The sequence below is a fragment of the Pantoea sp. ANP04 genome, from assembly GCF_041982285.1.
GTDB classification, from domain to species: Bacteria; Pseudomonadota; Gammaproteobacteria; order Enterobacterales; family Enterobacteriaceae; genus Pantoea; species Pantoea eucalypti.
Genome location: NZ_JAUTYS010000001.1, coordinates 207,059 through 222,820, shown reverse-complemented (window position 1 = coordinate 222,820; position 15,762 = coordinate 207,059). Strand labels below are relative to the sequence as shown.

At 49.6% G+C, this 15,762-nt stretch carries 12 protein-coding genes, 2 pseudogenes and 1 other annotated feature; of the genes and pseudogenes, 4 read left to right on the top strand and 10 right to left on the bottom strand.

Annotated features, from left to right (window positions below):
• Both hisG and hisL read right to left on the bottom strand, forming a co-directional pair.
• Nucleotides 1–900, bottom strand: coding sequence for an ATP phosphoribosyltransferase (hisG, locus tag Q7C21_RS01025; RefSeq protein ID WP_004571317.1), 900 nt, complete (start codon nucleotides 898–900; stop codon nucleotides 1–3).
• 45 nt (nucleotides 901–945) lie between these two features.
• Nucleotides 946–1,066: a sequence feature (His leader region), on the bottom strand.
• Nucleotides 1,042–1,089: a his operon leader peptide gene (gene hisL, locus Q7C21_RS01020; protein WP_100396937.1), complete on the bottom strand. Its 48-nt coding sequence runs from the start codon at nucleotides 1,087–1,089 to the stop codon at nucleotides 1,042–1,044. Its footprint overlaps the feature before it by 25 nt.
• 179 nt (nucleotides 1,090–1,268) lie before the next feature.
• On the opposite strand from hisL, the gene Q7C21_RS01015 reads away from it, so the two are divergent.
• Complete coding sequence (locus tag Q7C21_RS01015; protein WP_039659830.1) at nucleotides 1,269–2,096, top strand: SDR family oxidoreductase; 828 nt, start codon at nucleotides 1,269–1,271, stop codon at nucleotides 2,094–2,096.
• Between the two features lie 411 nt (nucleotides 2,097–2,507).
• Here Q7C21_RS01015 and Q7C21_RS01010 read toward each other — a convergent pair.
• Nucleotides 2,508–3,546: pseudogene (locus tag Q7C21_RS01010) on the bottom strand (IS630 family transposase).
• A gap of 696 nt (nucleotides 3,547–4,242) precedes the next feature.
• On the opposite strand from Q7C21_RS01010, the gene Q7C21_RS01005 reads away from it, so the two are divergent.
• Nucleotides 4,243–5,541 carry a DUF6056 family protein gene (locus Q7C21_RS01005; RefSeq protein ID WP_375150274.1) on the top strand — a complete coding sequence of 433 codons (1,299 nt, stop codon included), beginning with the start codon at nucleotides 4,243–4,245 and terminating at the stop codon, nucleotides 5,539–5,541.
• A 327-nt stretch (nucleotides 5,542–5,868) separates the two neighbouring features.
• Here the strand turns inward: Q7C21_RS01005 and Q7C21_RS01000 are convergent.
• The 6 genes and pseudogenes from Q7C21_RS01000 to puuD all read right to left on the bottom strand — a co-directional run.
• Nucleotides 5,869–6,751: pseudogene (locus Q7C21_RS01000) on the bottom strand (integrase core domain-containing protein); the annotation flags it as partial.
• Nucleotides 6,752–7,162: 411 nt separating this feature from the next.
• Nucleotides 7,163–8,107, bottom strand: coding sequence for a glycosyltransferase family 2 protein (locus Q7C21_RS00995; protein WP_375150273.1), 945 nt, complete (start codon nucleotides 8,105–8,107; stop codon nucleotides 7,163–7,165).
• A complete protein-coding gene (locus tag Q7C21_RS00990) occupies nucleotides 8,104–8,463 on the bottom strand; it encodes a GtrA family protein (protein WP_110411272.1) in 360 nt (119 codons plus the stop codon). The genes Q7C21_RS00995 and Q7C21_RS00990 overlap by 4 nt, the downstream gene beginning before the upstream one ends.
• A 418-nt stretch (nucleotides 8,464–8,881) precedes the next feature.
• Complete coding sequence (locus Q7C21_RS00985; RefSeq protein WP_375150272.1) at nucleotides 8,882–10,159, bottom strand: NAD(P)/FAD-dependent oxidoreductase; 1,278 nt, start codon at nucleotides 10,157–10,159, stop codon at nucleotides 8,882–8,884.
• A 19-nt stretch (nucleotides 10,160–10,178) separates the two neighbouring features.
• A complete protein-coding gene (puuR, locus tag Q7C21_RS00980) occupies nucleotides 10,179–10,736 on the bottom strand; it encodes an HTH-type transcriptional regulator PuuR (RefSeq protein WP_008926054.1) in 558 nt (185 codons plus the stop codon).
• Nucleotides 10,729–11,496 (bottom strand): gamma-glutamyl-gamma-aminobutyrate hydrolase, encoded by a 768-nt coding sequence (gene puuD / locus Q7C21_RS00975; protein ID WP_004571328.1) that lies wholly within the window; start codon nucleotides 11,494–11,496, stop codon nucleotides 10,729–10,731. The genes puuR and puuD overlap by 8 nt, the downstream gene beginning before the upstream one ends.
• Nucleotides 11,497–11,700: 204 nt before the next feature.
• Between puuD and Q7C21_RS00970 the strand changes: the two genes are divergently transcribed.
• Nucleotides 11,701–13,116: a glutamine synthetase family protein gene (locus Q7C21_RS00970; RefSeq protein WP_004571329.1), complete on the top strand. Its 1,416-nt coding sequence runs from the start codon at nucleotides 11,701–11,703 to the stop codon at nucleotides 13,114–13,116.
• Nucleotides 13,117–13,520: 404 nt separating this feature from the next.
• Entirely contained in the window at nucleotides 13,521–14,879 is a 1,359-nt protein-coding gene (locus Q7C21_RS00965) for an APC family permease (protein WP_008926051.1), read from the top strand.
• Between the two features lie 49 nt (nucleotides 14,880–14,928).
• Here the strand turns inward: Q7C21_RS00965 and ygbI are convergent, their stop codons facing one another.
• Nucleotides 14,929–15,690 (bottom strand): DNA-binding transcriptional repressor YgbI, encoded by a 762-nt coding sequence (ygbI, locus tag Q7C21_RS00960; protein ID WP_078804552.1) that lies wholly within the window; start codon nucleotides 15,688–15,690, stop codon nucleotides 14,929–14,931.
• Between the last annotated feature and the right edge of the window lie 72 nt (nucleotides 15,691–15,762).

The following is a 15,762-nucleotide window of genomic DNA, read 5'->3' as shown; positions in this document are numbered from 1 at the left end:
TTACTCCATCATCTTCTCAATAGGCAGCACCAGAATGGAACTGGCACCCAGTGCTTTCAGTTTTTCCATCGTTTCCCAGAACAGGGTTTCGCTGCTGACCATGTGCATCGCTACGCGGCTGACATCACCTGCCAGTGGCAGAACGGTCGGGCGCTCTGCGCCAGGCAGCAGGCTAATGACTTCTTCCAGACGCTCACTCGGCGCGTGCAGCATGATGTACTTCGATTCACGCGCTTTAATCACGCCCTGAATACGGGTCATCATTTTGTCGATCAACTCCTGCTTGGCGGCAGGCATCTCGCCGTCACGCTGAATTAATACGGCTTTGGAACGATAGATGACTTCAACTTCGCGCAGGCCATTGGCTTCCAGGGTTGCACCGGTGGAGACCAGATCGCAGATGGCATCCGCCAGACCCGCACGGGTCGCCACTTCCACGGAACCGTTCAGTAAACAGGTTTTGAAGCTGACGCCTTTTTTGTCGAGGTACTGTTTGAGCAGGTGAGGATAGGAGGTGGCGATACGGGACTTATCAAGGCATTCCGGACCGGTGTACTCGGCGTCAGTCGCCATCGCCAGTGACAGGCGGCAGCCGCCGAAATCCAGGCGGCGCAGCGTGAAATAGCGCGGATCTTCACCCTGAGCACGACGTGAGAGCAGTTCTTCTTCCAGCACGTTCTCACCGATGATGCCTAAATCGACCACGCCATCCATCACCAGGCCAGGGATATCGTCATCGCGCACACGCAGGATGTCGATCGGCATGTTCTCCGCAAACGCAATCAGGCGCTGTTGCTGAAGGTTGATTTTAACGCCGCAGCGCGCCAGCAGTTCGCGTGAATCATCACTTAAACGGCCAGATTTCTGCATAGCTATGCGTAAACGGGTGTTATCTAACATGGTTCCTGTCCTTTTCCTGTCCTGAATGTGTGGTTACGTCAGCCCATAAAAAAACCCCCGGAAGACGATCTTCCGGGGGTTCTCTTGCGTTCACACCACTGGAAGATCTTGAAAGTCTTCCAGCACCAATCGCCTGAAAGACTAGTCAGGATGATGGTGATGATGATGGTTGAACTGAACGCGTGTCATAATAATCTCGTCGATGAATGAGTATTCATTTGTGGGGTTTAACCTAACGAAGATGGCTGCGCTTGGCAACACTTTTTTAAACAGGTGATTCGGAAAGCACTGAAACAGGTTGTTCTGGTTTGCAATCCGGGGGCAAACTACGGTGAAGTCGGGGTTGATGTTTTACGTCAGGAGTCAAAATGAAGAAGGTCGCGATTGTGGGACTGGGCTGGTTGGGCATGCCGCTGGCCACGGCGTTAACCGCGCGAGGCTGGCAGGTTACCGGCAGCAAAACCACGCCAGACGGTGTTGAAGCCGCACGTCGCTGCGGGATTGAGGCGTTCCAGCTGGAACTGACGCCGGAACTGCTCTGTGATGCCGCCGATATTGAGCCGCTGTTCAACGTTGATGCGCTGATCGTTACGCTGCCCGCCAGCCGCACCGCAGAAGGTGGCGAGGCCTATCTGCAGGCGGTGCAGAATGTGGTCGATACCGCGCTGGTCTACAAAGTGCCGCGCATCATCTTTACCAGCTCAACGTCAGTTTATGGCGGCAGTTCAGGTGTTAAGCGGGAAAACAGTCCGCTGGCTGCAGAAACGGTAGCCGGAAAGACGCTGGTGAAACTGGAAAGCTGGCTGCACGATCTGCCTGGGACCAGCGTGGATATTCTGCGTCTGTCCGGTCTGGTCGGGCCAAAACGCCATCCAGGTCGCTTCCTGGCGGGTAAGCAGGATGTGGCAAATGGCTCGCAGGGCGTGAATCTGGTGCATCTGGATGATGTGGTCGAGGCGATTGCGCTGCTGCTGCAGTCGCCGAAAGGCGGCCGGGTGTATAATCTGAGTGCATCAAAACATCCGTCGCGTGACACATTCTATCCAGCGGTTACGCGCCAGCTTGGGCTGCAGCCGCCGCAGTTCGCGCCAGAGGCCGTAAAAGACAGCGGCAAGCTGATTGATGGATCGCGCATCTGTAGCGAACTCGGTTTTGAGTATCGCTATGACGATCCGGTGAAGATGCCGCTGGAGTAACAGATGTCTCCAAATAGATTATGTTTGAGGCAAAAGGGCTTCGTAAATTTACTTCATACATGTGTCGGGGATGAAAAAATTCAGCCTCTACACTTGATCGTTTTCCTATAGATATCTTACAAGGAAAGGCGTGTCTGCAAATTATTATAAGACATATTCATATTTTAAGTGGGTAATAGATTTTATTACCCCGCTCACAATTACGTGTGCTTCGTTTAGTTAATTATTGTATTGAGTAAGATAGTTTAAGTTCTGAGTCACGAGCTCTAAAGGGCTTTATGCTTTACGGGCATCTGATAGGATCTCTTCTTGAAGGCACGCCATTAATACAAATTTCTGATTATTGACCAAGTTTGGCTTCAAATATAGTTACATTGTTAAACATCTGCGCCTAATACCGCTTCGGTTTTGTCAGACTATATTTTTCCTCGGGAAATGGCCTGATTTTTTCATAAAGTGGCTTACCTTTTTCAGCAGTTGCCGCATTGAACGGTATTAATAGTGGCGAGTTGTCGTGTCATGACGTGCCTGTCATAACAGCTCAACGTCATTCAATCAGGTCGACTGAATCGGTTGGAAATAACGCTGAGTTTTGGGGTCGCTTTCAGCTAGCGCTTTGTTTAATGGCTTGTTGATAATTTAGTTATCTACACATAAAGATTATGGTTTTTTTCCGTCAATATGCGGCCTTAAAGAGTTTGAGCAGGCTAATAAACAGTACTAATCTTTTACTGTTGCCATCAATGTAGCTGAATTTTCAATTGCCACAATGTAACGCCCTGGCCAGATAGTATTTTCCTTTTGTTCCAGTGTGACTTCGCAATTTTGTTGCCTGCAAAGCTGCACCGATTTTAGGATTGAGGTAAATGGGTAAATGGGTAAATGGGTAAATGGGTAAATGCCCACCTCATCTTCATAAAAGACCAGATGGGCTGCGCTACATTTTTTAGTGCATTATGGATAGCAGCCAGTTTTTCTTCTTTATACGGGGCGCGGATATACAACGAATGTGCAGCCCTGAGCCAGACCAATCTCAGCAGATGGCAACCAGCAACGTATCGTTCCGAATGCAACTGAAATTCGATTATATTACTAATCATTTCAACATTAATTCCGCGATCCAACAGAAGTGTTGAAAACCAAAAACGCCGGGAGAGAGTTTTATCGGCTCACGTAACAATGTGCAGACAAGTTCAAAGGGCTAGTATCGGGAGCGTCCTGCGTGTAAGGATTTCAGGCCTTCAACACCCGATAAAGTAAAACAGTTAATCCAGCTACCCTAAGATGAACGGGGGCAGCAGAGCGTTCGACCAACGTCGCTGACGCGATCGTCCCGATACAGCATGAGCATATTAGTTAGTCTGCAGGCATGATTTTTTTAACGCGTTTTATGGGCTACTTTCTGCAACACGCGTCGTTCGCCGCGGGAAATGGATACTATGATCGGCATCGTTCAGTACGATTGTTGGTTTTTTTGATGGTTGGCGAATGATAAGATCGCGCCATCCGGGATAAGTTCCCGTTAAGTGAACTACTATTCCACGCAGCTATTTAGATTATGCGTGACGATTCAGCTCTTCAACGGGAAGGGGGATTTGATTGATGCTTGATATGGCAAGTAACTAAGCTAAAATTATACACTGCGCAGCCTGTCCAGACAGCAGATCTTGAGTCATTATCCGATGACTTGGCTTTTGAACGCTCAATAATGCTTAACAATTCTTGCGTTGTTCGTGTTCTAATGACAAGATCCGTGCCATCATTGTTAATGAGGAAATTTTAATGCTCCTTATCTTAGCACGTTACATATTTTTTAACGTGATATATACGGTTATTCAGTTGCTGGTTTTAGCTGTTTTCTTGTTGAAGAGCAATGGAAAGCTTTCGTTTACTTCGAAGCATTTTTTCTGTCCGAGATGTTTTCTTTTTTTACTAATGTCATATAGATACTTAATTCGTAAACCAGTATTATTAGCGATTTTCTGCATTTCTTCCAGGGGTGGAATGGCGTCCGACACTGACCCCAATGCCGCAGGCACAATAAAAGTCATGCCATCGAAGCTTTTGTATTTACAGCAATAGTTTATTTGTGTGGATTTTTTTGTCATCAATTTGTTATTCATTATAAAGAGAGAGTTAGTATAGTATGGATAAGAATTTTGAATGTAGCTCATACTTGAAAAGAGATATGGCTATATTTTCTCTTGTTATATATTCAATCTATTTGTCGATTGTTTTCATAGCGCCAAGAATGGGCGAAGATTATGGCTTGACCAAGCACTTCATAGATGGGGGGCTTATTCAAAGGCTCAGTTTTGCCGCTGCGAAATCTAGTATGCAGATATCAGGATGGAATGCCAGATTGGGAGAGCAAATAGCTATATTCGAGCTAAGTCTCCCGCACTGGATGTCAGTGATGTTTTACTCCCTATCAGTGATACCATTTATGTATTGTTTGTCACTATTATCAGGAGCCCAAGAAAAAGGACAGCGAATTCTAGTAGCACTTATCTGCATGGTAATGCTTTTTGTTCTTTGGCCAGGTATGGAAGTTTTTTTCTGGAAAACAGCGAATTCAGAGTATTTGCAGCCCATGATACTTGTTATGGCTACTGCTTTTGCATATTCCAAAAAGGAAAGACTCGAACGATTGAAATCAAGAAAGTTAACGTTCGGCACATATCTTGTTGTTTGTCTACTTTCTGGTTTAAGTTTCGAAAACGTCCCACTTGCTCTGTCCGTTGCGCTCCTTCTGCTTTGTGTGGTTGAAAATCGGAAAGGCATCTCCAACTACCTTCCGATCATATCCATTATGACAGGCTGGACTATATTGATGCTCGCTCCCTCGACAAAGATTAGGAAGGCATATTATGACTCAACGATAAACAAGGGATCTGACTTCGCAGCCTATTACATATCCAGGTTTGTAGATGTGTGTGCCAAATTTTTTGAAACAACGTCTGTTATGCTGGTCATCGCTATTGCCGCCTGTTGTTACCTTCAGAAAAAAGGAAAACTTACTGCTTACCATTACTCAATGATTGCGGCCTCCATTTTGGTCGTCGGATCTATGATGGCATCACCTTATACAGAGCCAAGAGGTTTCCTGTTCGCGTGGTGTGTTATGTTTTCTTTTGTGGCTTACGCGATAAGTGAATTAATCCAACCCGTTAAGACAAAAAATATTTTAGTAGCACCCTTTATTTTGTCTCTTTTCTTTGGTTTGTATACTTTTAATATATATTCTGAAGTTAGCTTTAAATCGAATGAGCGTGAAGCTAAAATTCTTTCTGCATATGGAACAAAGGAGTGTGAAACTGGAGTGAAGGTGTCACACCTGAATACAGATGCGGGATACAGGTATATAAACAATAGAGATGATTGGTTTATGTTTAATATGACTAACAAGCCAAATTATTTTTATAGTTGCATTTTGAAAGGTTAGTATTAATAAATTTACGAGGCACTATATGTTTAATTTATTATTAGTATAGTATTTTTATATATCAACAGATTGGGCTGCATTATTTTTTGTAGCCTAATAATTTGAAGTCTAATTCCACTTTTTTAGGGTGTAACATGTATGTCCAGATTTTCAATCGATAAACAACCAGGCGGTATGTCATCGGACTTAGGCTCAATGTAATTATTTATAAATCCTACTCAGTTAATTTTAATTAAATCATAACTTACTTCTGCTTTTTAACTAAGATTTTGCAGAAATCGCGATTTAGTCTTTATTCCTAAATTGTCCCAGTATCAGATACAACCGTCAGTTAGCAATGTCGGTTTGTTTAACTTCACATTTTCCATTTCGCCACCGTGCTGCAAACGCTGATTGTGTCTGATAATTAAGTGTTAAATGTAAACGACACTCGTCATAATTCTGCCGCCAGTCATTAATAATTCTCCTGTTGTAAACGATATCGGTGAACCAGTGCTCATTCAGACATTCATCGCTAAATTCGTCCGTTAAAACTCTCAATCAATCCGTTCTATGTTAGCTTGCCTGGCTGGATAAGTCGCAACTCAACGCCATGCTCAAAGGACCATTGAACCAGTGCGCGGCATGCGAATCCCGGCCTCTTGTCAGTTTTCATCGTCGCTGGATAGCCCCAAAAAAGTGCAATACTTTCCAAAATGCGCATGACCTGAACATCTGAAATTTCGAATGCAGTGGTAAACGTTGGACACTCCTTCGTTAAGTCGTCCACACATGTCAGGCACCTAATCCGCGGCCGCTGGCAAGTGCATTCATGACAAGATCCATCGACCATGTCAGGTTCGGCGCATCCGGGCGAAAAAGCGGAAGCCGCTCAGTCGCCAGACTCTTATGGCGCCGCTTGCGCTTTACTCCCAAGCCGTTGAACTGATAGATGTCGGTATACCCGCTTGTGGTTGATGTAAAGGCCTCCCCGGTGCAATAATTGCCAGGTGCGCCGGTAATCAAAGCGGCGGCGTTCAAGTGCCAGGTAAATGCAGCTACGCGTCAGCAGCCGGAAGCTGAGTCGAATAACGGCAGGTTGAAAGTGGCAGACCTGTCAGACTGCAGACACGGCGTTGCGAAAAAAAAATTGCATCACACATGACCTCCACGGCTTCCCGCTTCTGATCTGTCGTCAGAACTTTCGGCCCAGAACCACCTGAAATGCCTCTATACCGCTATCCTTCTTACGTAGGGTGTAAAACGTGGCGTTGAAAATGGCGTGCTTACGGTAGGACTTATTGGCGGAAACTCCGGCTTAGGCCTCGTGGAGAATACTGTTGATCTGTTTGTTGTAAAAAAAGCTTCTTCTTGAGGGGCCTCATGTGGCTTATGAAGACATTATTGAAATAGGCGGTACCAATCAACTGAGAGAAAGTCACTCAATCCTAAAATTAGAGTAAAGGTGCAAGTTTCGTTCATATAATATTACCTTGAATTTACAGATTGGAATAAATGCGAGACTTTTATTATCTCCCTTTCTTTTTGATGCTCATTAATTATTCCCCCTGAGGTCTGGAAAGAATTGATACCAATCTTATCAAGTTAGGTAAAATTCAGGGGGGCATAGCACTAATCTATCCTAATCTTCATTTAATTGCCTAATGCAGCGATGCTCTTTTTTGATTATATATTTAGGACGTTGTTTGGTCTCAATATAAATTCTACCTATATACTCACCCAGCACGCCTATCCCTATTAGCTGAATGCCTCCAAGGAATAAAATCGAAACCAGGATTGACGGATAACCAGCCACTGGGTTTCCCCAGATTAGTTTGTCGGCAATCATCCATACGCCGTATAAGAAAGAGAGACCGGCTACAAAAAAACCGATATAAGTCCACATGCGCAAAGGAAACGTAGAGAATGACGTTATACCCTCTAGTGCCAGGTTCCAGAGTTTCCATCCATTAAATTTTGTCGAACCAGCAACGCGTTCAGCTCGAGTGTATTCAACCACCTCTGTTCTACCACCCACCCATGAAAGAATGCCTTTCATGAACAGATTTCGCTCAGGCAAAAGCTTAATGTTATCGACAACATGGCGGGACATTAGCCTGAAATCGCCCACATTTTCTTCAATCTGCGGTTTGCTAATCATGTTGTGCAACTTATAGAACCATTCAGCGCTTTTACGCTTAAGACGGCTATCTGATGAACGGTCCACACGCTTCGCAAGTACAACTTCTGCACCTTCTTTCCATTTCGAAAGCAGAAGAGGAATAACATCGATTGGGTCCTGCAGGTCAACATCTATAGGAATAACAACATCTCCAGTTGATGCTTCAAGACCTGCAAAAAGAGCAGGTTCTTTACCAAAATTTCGTGTAAAGCTGACATATTTTACCAAGACGTCATTTTTCATGATCGCCTGAATCAGAGATTCTGTGTTGTCAGTGCTACCATCGTTGACGAAAACAATCTCAATCTCATCATCTGCAAGCGGCATGTAATTTCTTACGGTCTGATAGAAAACAGGAAGTGCTTCCTGTTCGTTTAAAACGGGAACAACAAGCGATATCTTCATTTCTTATCTCTGAAAATAATATATTTTGAATAGATAAAACCACACACCAGACTTATTGCTGAGAAGACGACGAGGGTGATGATCGGATTCACCTTCATGCGATCGGCGTATGCACCAATCATGACGGCCACCATCCCCATGAAAACCACATACATGATGTATCGCGTAGTAGTGGCTTCAGAACCAAACGTCCATTTTGCGTTAGCAAAGAAAGAGAAGGTGACGGCAACACAGAACGCAATAAAGTTGGAGAGTGATTGCTGTAGCCCACTCGTGACACAGATAGCGAAGGTGGTCCAATGAATTAGCGTGTTAATGACACCAACTGACATGTATCTTGCAAAAAGTTTCAGCATGGCAAAATTCTGTAAAAAGTGAGGGGCAAATCCTGACACTTGCCAGCGTCAGGATCAAGAAATTGTTAAAGGGGGTTAAGTGAGTTACTCGGGGAAATCCGTTAAGGTGGTCTATTGAATGAAAAAGGCCTATACAGAGGCCAGCGATTTCTAATGATGTGAATCAGGAAGTGCAAGATCAGTCCGCACTCAGCAAAAAAATTAGTGACCCTGTCTGTTCTTATGAAAATCCCGTGGCATTGGTGCTCTAAAATAGATGGAAAGCCATGAGTCGGGCATCAGCAGCATCGGAATGTTGCAGTAGAGGTTGATGAGTGTACCCCTTAAAACTCATCAACCTGGCGATCGCCAGAAATCGATAAAGTCCAAACTTCTGACGGAAAGAGCCTCTGGCCGGGCTGCACAATAAAATAATCGACTACACCCCCAATCGGTCCCTCAGCGCGTACCACACCGCGCCCATCGCCGTCAGCGGCACTTTAAACCGCCGTCCGCCGGGAAAGGGCAGGTGAGGCAGACGCGCAAAAGCATCGAACCGTTCGGCGTCGCCGCGTAACACTTCGCTGATTAGCTTGCCGGAGAGATGCGTGCTGGTCACACCATGGCCGCTGTCGCCCTGCATGAAATAGACATTGTTCTCCAGCCGGCCAAACTGCGGCATGCGCGACAGCGTCAGCAGGAAATTGCCGCTCCAGCTGAAGTCCAGCTTCACATTCTGCAACTGCGTGAACGTGCGCGCCAGTTTGGGTCGTATTAACGCTTCGATATCCGCCGGTTCACGTGCGCCATAGACCACACCGCCGCCATAAAGTAGCCGGTTATCTGCGGTCAGTCGGAAGTAATCCAGCAGATAGTTACAATCTTCCACACAGTAGTTGTTCGGCATCAGCGATAACGCCTGGTCGGGTGTCAGCGGCTCGGTCGCGACAATCTGCGATCCACACGGCATGCTTTTCCTGCTCAGGCGCGGCTCCAGTTGCGGTGACAGATAGGCGTTACCGGCGAAGATCACAAACGTTGCGCTCACCTCGCCCTGAGCCGTTTTCACCCGATTAGGTGTGCCATAAACCACATTGGTTGCCGCGGACTGTTCATAGATGCGCCCGCCATGTCGCCGGATGGCTTCTGCTTCACCCAGTGCCAGGTTCAGCGGATGCAGATGACCGCCACGCCGATCCAGCAGTCCACCGACGTAGCGTTCGGTGGCGACTTCGCGGCGAATGGCGCGTTCGTCCAGCAGCTCCAGATCGTAATTGCCATACTGCTGCCATAACGCTTTCTGTTTCTGCAGATGCGCCATCTGGCGCGCATTCAGGGCCGCAAAGATGCCGCCAGGACGGTAGTCGCACTCAATTGCATACCGCTTAATGCGGTCGCGGATAATCTCAGCGCCTTCAAACATCATGCCGCCCAGCATGCGGGCGCTCTCTTTGCCGTAGCGCTGTTCAATCACATCCACGTCGCGGCTGTAGGAGTTCACCACCTGACCGCCATTACGACCGCTGGCACCAAAGCCGACGCGTGCTGCTTCCAGCACGACCACGTCGTAACCCACCTCGGTCAGATGCAGTGCCGCCGAAAGACCGGTGAAACCACCGCCAATAATGCAGACGTCACACTGAATGCTCTCCTGCAGCGTCGGCCAGGGCGCATGCGTATTGGCGGTCGCAGCGTAATAACTCTCCACATAATTCATAACAACCTCCGGAATGCGCCTAGAAATTTGCTGGCGTGTGGGCACTGACAATGCGGCACGGGAAGTCTGCACTGTTGGTAAAGCTGTGCGGTAAGCCGGTATCAATCACGTAGCTCTCTCCGGCGGAGAGATGAAACGCTTGTCCGTTAATCACCAGCGTAATTTCGCCTTCCAGCAGCGTGCCGGTTTCCTCGCCCGGATGACGCAGCTTCTCGCCGGTACTGGCGCCGGGTTGATACGTTTCCAGCAGCATGCCCAGCGAGCGCTGCGCACCACCGTTGTCGATGAGCTTCAGCGAAACACCCTGGCTGCCAATCTCCACCAGGTCGCCGGGACGGACAATCACTTTGGGTTCTGCGTCCGGTTTGGGTTCCGAAAAGAATTCTGACAGCGATAGCCCATAAACCTTCAGCAGCTTCTGCAGCGTGCTGACTGCCGGGCTGACTTTATCCTGCTCAATGGTACTGATGGCGCTGTGAGTCAGCCCGGCCTGTTCGGCAACCCGGCGTTGCGACAGCCCCAGCGTCTGGCGAATCTGCGCCAGCCGTCGTCCTGGTGCCAGCGTGGCATCACTCATCTGCTTTTCCCCTGTGATAGCGAATGGCGGCCTGAATAAAGCCGCTGAACAGCGCCTGTGATCCCGCCGTGCTTTCTGGCTGCCACTCGGGATGCCACTGTACCGCCAGGGCGAAGGGATGATGACGCAGACTGACGGCCTCAATCAGGCCATCCGGCGCGCGCGCTTCAACGCGCAGTTGCGGGCCCGGTTCGCGTACGCCCTGATGATGCAGTGAATTGACCCTCAGTGGGCTATCACTGTCGAGTAATGTTGCCAGCACGCCATCCGGTTCGATAGTGACCTGATGCGCCGGTGCATACTGTTGATCCAGTGGCAGCGTCTCATCTTCATGATGACGCTGAAACGGCGGCTGCCCGCTGACTTCTCTCCACAGCGCGCCGCCATTCGCCACCACCAGCTCCTGCATGCCACGGCAGATGCCGAATATCGGCATTTTATGGCTGGTGGCCCAGGTGATCAGCTGAAAGGCAAGATGGTCCCGCCCCGGATCGGCATGGGGCTCTTCGCCCGGCTCGCCATAATGCCAGGGTTCGATATTACTTGGGCTGCCGGTTAGCAGCAGGCCATCCAGAACAGCCATAGCGTTTTCTAATAGATGAGGGGCATTCATCAGACTGTGGGGAAGTGCCAGCGGCACACCGCCCGCAAGAACAATCGCGTCGATATATTTGTTGTGAACCGTCTGGGTCAGATGGCCGCCCAAATCTTTCTGACACATCACTACGCCAATCAACGGCTTGTCAAAAATAATGCCCATCTCCCGTCCTCGCATCGCTGTTCGAAATATCTACCGAAAAGGCACGTCTGGTGACTAAGTGTGCAATATTTTTTCAATCTAACAACCTGCTGTTTGTTCTTCAAACAGAATTGTTACATTTGCACACTTTTTATGTTGGCGCTATGTTAGTGGTGTGGCTGTTATTTTGAGCATTACGCAAACCTAATAGGGGCGGGTGAGATCATGACTAACCTGGTAGAAGTGGAAGACTTCATGCTTCACAGTGAAGAGAAACGAACCAGCGCGTTCCAGCTTGAGGTGAAAACCTGGCTGGAGCGCCATCCTGAAACGCAGTATGTCGACATCCTGTTAAATGATCTAAATGGTGTGTTCCGCGGCAAGCGCATTCCGGTCTCTGCGCTGTCTAAACTGGAAAAAGGGTGTTATTTCCCCGCCTCGGTGTTTGCCATGGATATCCTCGGCAACACGGTGGAAGAAGCGGGACTCGGCCAGTCACTGGGCGAACCTGATAACCTCTGTCTGCCCGTCACCGGTACGTTAGTTCCCTCCGCGTCTGACCCTCAACACATTGCGCAGCTGTTGTTAACCATGTGCAACCAAGATGGCACTCCCTTTGACGTTGAACCCCGAAATGTCCTTAACCGGCTGTGGCAACAGCTGCGTAACCGAGGGCTGTTTCCGGTGGTAGCGGTAGAGCTGGAGTTCTATCTGGTGGACAAAAAGCGTGATGCAGAAGGCTTTATCCAGCCGCCGTGTTCGCCTGGTAGTGATGAACGCAATATGCAGAGCCAGGTCTACTCGGTAGATAACCTCGATCACTTCGCCGATGTGCTTCGAGACATTGACGATCTGGCGCGTCAGCAGGGTATACCGGCCGACGGCGCACTGGCGGAGGCCTCGCCCGGACAGTTTGAAATTAACCTTCACCACACGCGCGACGTGCTGCGCGCCTGCGACCATGCGGTGCAGCTCAAGCGTCTGATTCGTCAGGTGGCGGAAAATCACGGTATGACCGCAACATTTATGGCCAAGCCGTATGAGGAATATGCGGGCAGCGGCATGCATGTGCATATCAGCATGCTGGATGCGGCCGATCACAACGCCTTCGCCTGCGATGACGGCAGTGATTCGCCACTGATGAAACGCGCGCTGGCCGGCATGATCGACCTGATGCCCGCGTCAATGGCGCTGCTGGCACCTAACGTGAATGCCTATCGCCGCTTTGTTCCGGATGCCTATGTGCCGTTACAGGCCTCATGGGGCCATAACAACCGGACGGTTGCGCTGCGCGTTCCCTGTGGCGATATTGATAACCATCGTATCGAGTATCGCGTGGCCGGTGCCGATGCTAACCCTTATCTGGTGGTGTCGGCTATCCTGGCCGGGATGCTCCATGGACTCGATACTCAGTTGCCGTTGCCGCATCCGGTCACTGGCAACGGTCATCATGCCGAGGGGCTGGCACTGCCGATTCGTCAGAGCGATGCGCTGTATGAATTTGACAACAGTTATCCGTTGCAGAAGTTACTGGGCGAACGTTTTGCCAGTGTCTGGCACAGCTGCAAAAATTATGAACTGATGCAGTTTGAACGGCTGATTACCTCTACGGAAATTGACTGGATGCTGAAAAACGCCTGAAACGCCGGTTTACCAGCAATTCCGTGCGTTATTTTCGCATATGATGCCCCGATGGCTTGTATTTCTGCCACGGGTTGGGGCAGAATACGCGGCCTGCAAAATCAGATGATAACCGACGCTTAACGCGCCGGTTATTTTTTTTGCATCAGGTTTTAATAGAGCGTTTTTGCTGACTTAACCGAGGCCGGGCACGCACCCGGATAGATAAACACTGAAAACACGCGTAAGCGTGAGATTGAGGATTACAAAGATGGGGATGTTTTACACTCTGCCAGCTAACGCTGGTACGCGTTTTCGTGATGACTACGGCGCCGCGTCAACCGCTAACCTTTCTCCCTGTCGCTTAATGCGCAGTTGCCCTGTGACCCAGCCCAGCCAGGTTGTTGCACATGGGGGACTGAAGCATGTCGCTTAATACCTCCGCCGCACCGCAGCGTGCGCAACTCAAAAAAACACTCACGTTACTTCCGGTCGTCATGATGGGCTTAGCCTACATGCAGCCTATGACCCTGTTCGATACCTTTGGCATCGTTTCCGGGCTGACCGACGGTCACGTCGCCACCGCTTATGCTTTCGCGCTGGTTGCGATTCTGTTTACTGCTGTGAGTTACGGTAAGCTGGTACGCCGCTTCCCCTCTGCGGGCTCCGCTTATACCTATGCTCAGAAGGCAATCAGTCCGCACGTCGGCTTTATGGTCGGCTGGTCATCTCTGCTGGACTACCTGTTCATGCCGATGATCAACATCCTGCTGGCTAAAAACTATTTCGAATCGCTGGTGCCGGGCATTCCGTCGTGGATTTTTGTTGTGCTGCTGGTTGGGTTTATGACGCTCTCTAACCTCAAGGGCATCAAAACTGTTGCGAACTTCAACAGTGTGATTGTGGTGCTGCAGGTGGTTGTCATGGTCGGGATCACTGCGATGGTGATCTACGGTGTGGCCAGCGGCGTCGGTTCCGGTACGCTGGTAAGCAGCCGTCCGTTTTGGTCTGAGAATGCCCATGTGGTGCCGATGATTACCGGTGCGACCATACTCTGCTTCTCGTTCCTCGGCTTTGATGGCATCAGTTCGCTGTCGGAAGAGACCAAAGATGCAGAACGCACGATTCCTCGCGCTATTTTCCTGACTGCGCTGATTGGTGGTGTGATCTTTATCGCTGCGTCTTACTTCCTGCAGCTTTACTTCCCGGACATCACCCGCTTCCAGCACCCGGACTCCTCACAGCCTGAAATCATGCTGTTTGTCGCCGGTAAAGCGTTGCAGGTTGGCATCCTGATCTTCTCGGTGGTCACGGTGCTGGCATCCGGTATGGCAGCGCACGCTGGCGTATCGCGTCTGATGTATGTGATGGGCCGCGATGGCGTGTTCCCGGAGCGTTTCTTCGGTTACATCCATCCAAAATGGCGTACCCCATCGCTCAACGTGCTGCTGGTCGGTGCGATTGCGCTGATGGCGATTAACTTTGATCTGGTTACGGCTACCGCGCTGATTAACTTTGGTGCGCTGGTGGCGTTTACCTTCGTTAACCTGTCGGTGATCGCGCAGTTCTGGGTCCGTGAGAAGCGTAACCGCACGCTGAAAGATCACGTTCAGTATCTGCTGCTGCCGCTGCTGGGTGCACTGACGGTGGGTGCGCTGTGGGTAAACCTGGAAGAGAGTTCTATGGAGCTGGGCCTGATCTGGGCCGCCATCGGGATTATCTACCTGGCCTTTGTGACCCGCAGCTTCCGTAATCCGGTGCCGCAGTTCAGCGAAGAAGTCTAATCGCGCTAACGTTGCCGCCTTTCCGATCTTGTGGGAAGGCGGCAACGGTTTAACTGGCCAGCACCAGCTCCCAGTTACCCGTACTTAACAACTCCCGCCCTGCATCACTCAGTTTTTTATCGGTTATAACCACATCAAACCTCTCCAGCGGTAACGCCAGAAACGTCGCAATCCTGTTGTACTTTGAACTGTCACTCAGCAGCACCCGCTTACTGCTCACCTCACTCACCGCCTGTTTCACCATCACTTTATCTTCATCCGGCGTAAACAAGCCGCGCGGCCCCCAGCAGGAGGCGGAAATAAAGGCAATATCGATAGCCAGATGACGCAGGCTTCGTGCCGCCGACTCGCCGACACAGGAGCGGTTCTCCCGGCATACGGTGCCGCCGGTATGAATAACCCGGCACTGACTCGCTTCCATCAGCAGATTCGCCACCATAAAATCATTGGTCACCACCAGCACATCATCCCGATCCACCAGCTCTCGAGCCAGCGCTAGTGTCGTGGTGCCGGCATCCAGATAGATGCAGCTGTTACGCGGAATGTGCCGGGCCGCGGTGCGGCCGATAGCGCACTTTTCATCGTTGTAGAGGGCGCTTTTCGTCAGATGTGAGGGTTCAGCCGCCAGCCGATCGGCCGATCGCACGCCGCCAGAAACGGACAGCACCGCACCTTGTTCCTCCAGTTTCTGCACATCACGACGTATGGTCATGTGTGACACACCCAGCCGCTCAGTGAGTTCTGCAATACTGACCACGCCACGATCGGCGACCAGCGCCAGAATCTGTTGATGACGTTCAACCGGAATCATATCTGCTCCCTGATAATTATCATTTTTTCACACTATAAAGTATCTGCCGCTTATCCAGAACAAAAAATAACA

Coding starts and splice junctions, on each gene's coding strand:
- hisG (WP_004571317.1), bottom strand. CDS start 900: ATGTTAGATAACACCCGTTTACGCATAGCTATGCAGAAATCTGGCCGT.
- Q7C21_RS01015 (WP_039659830.1), top strand. CDS start 1,269: ATGAAGAAGGTCGCGATTGTGGGACTGGGCTGGTTGGGCATGCCGCTG.
- Q7C21_RS01005 (WP_375150274.1), top strand. CDS start 4,243: ATGGATAAGAATTTTGAATGTAGCTCATACTTGAAAAGAGATATGGCT.
- Q7C21_RS00995 (WP_375150273.1), bottom strand. CDS start 8,107: ATGAAGATATCGCTTGTTGTTCCCGTTTTAAACGAACAGGAAGCACTT.
- Q7C21_RS00990 (WP_110411272.1), bottom strand. CDS start 8,463: ATGCTGAAACTTTTTGCAAGATACATGTCAGTTGGTGTCATTAACACG.
- Q7C21_RS00985 (WP_375150272.1), bottom strand. CDS start 10,159: ATGAATTATGTGGAGAGTTATTACGCTGCGACCGCCAATACGCATGCG.
- puuR (WP_008926054.1), bottom strand. CDS start 10,736: ATGAGTGATGCCACGCTGGCACCAGGACGACGGCTGGCGCAGATTCGC.
- puuD (WP_004571328.1), bottom strand. CDS start 11,496: ATGGGCATTATTTTTGACAAGCCGTTGATTGGCGTAGTGATGTGTCAG.
- Q7C21_RS00970 (WP_004571329.1), top strand. CDS start 11,701: ATGACTAACCTGGTAGAAGTGGAAGACTTCATGCTTCACAGTGAAGAG.
- Q7C21_RS00965 (WP_008926051.1), top strand. CDS start 13,521: ATGTCGCTTAATACCTCCGCCGCACCGCAGCGTGCGCAACTCAAAAAA.
- ygbI (WP_078804552.1), bottom strand. CDS start 15,690: ATGATTCCGGTTGAACGTCATCAACAGATTCTGGCGCTGGTCGCCGAT.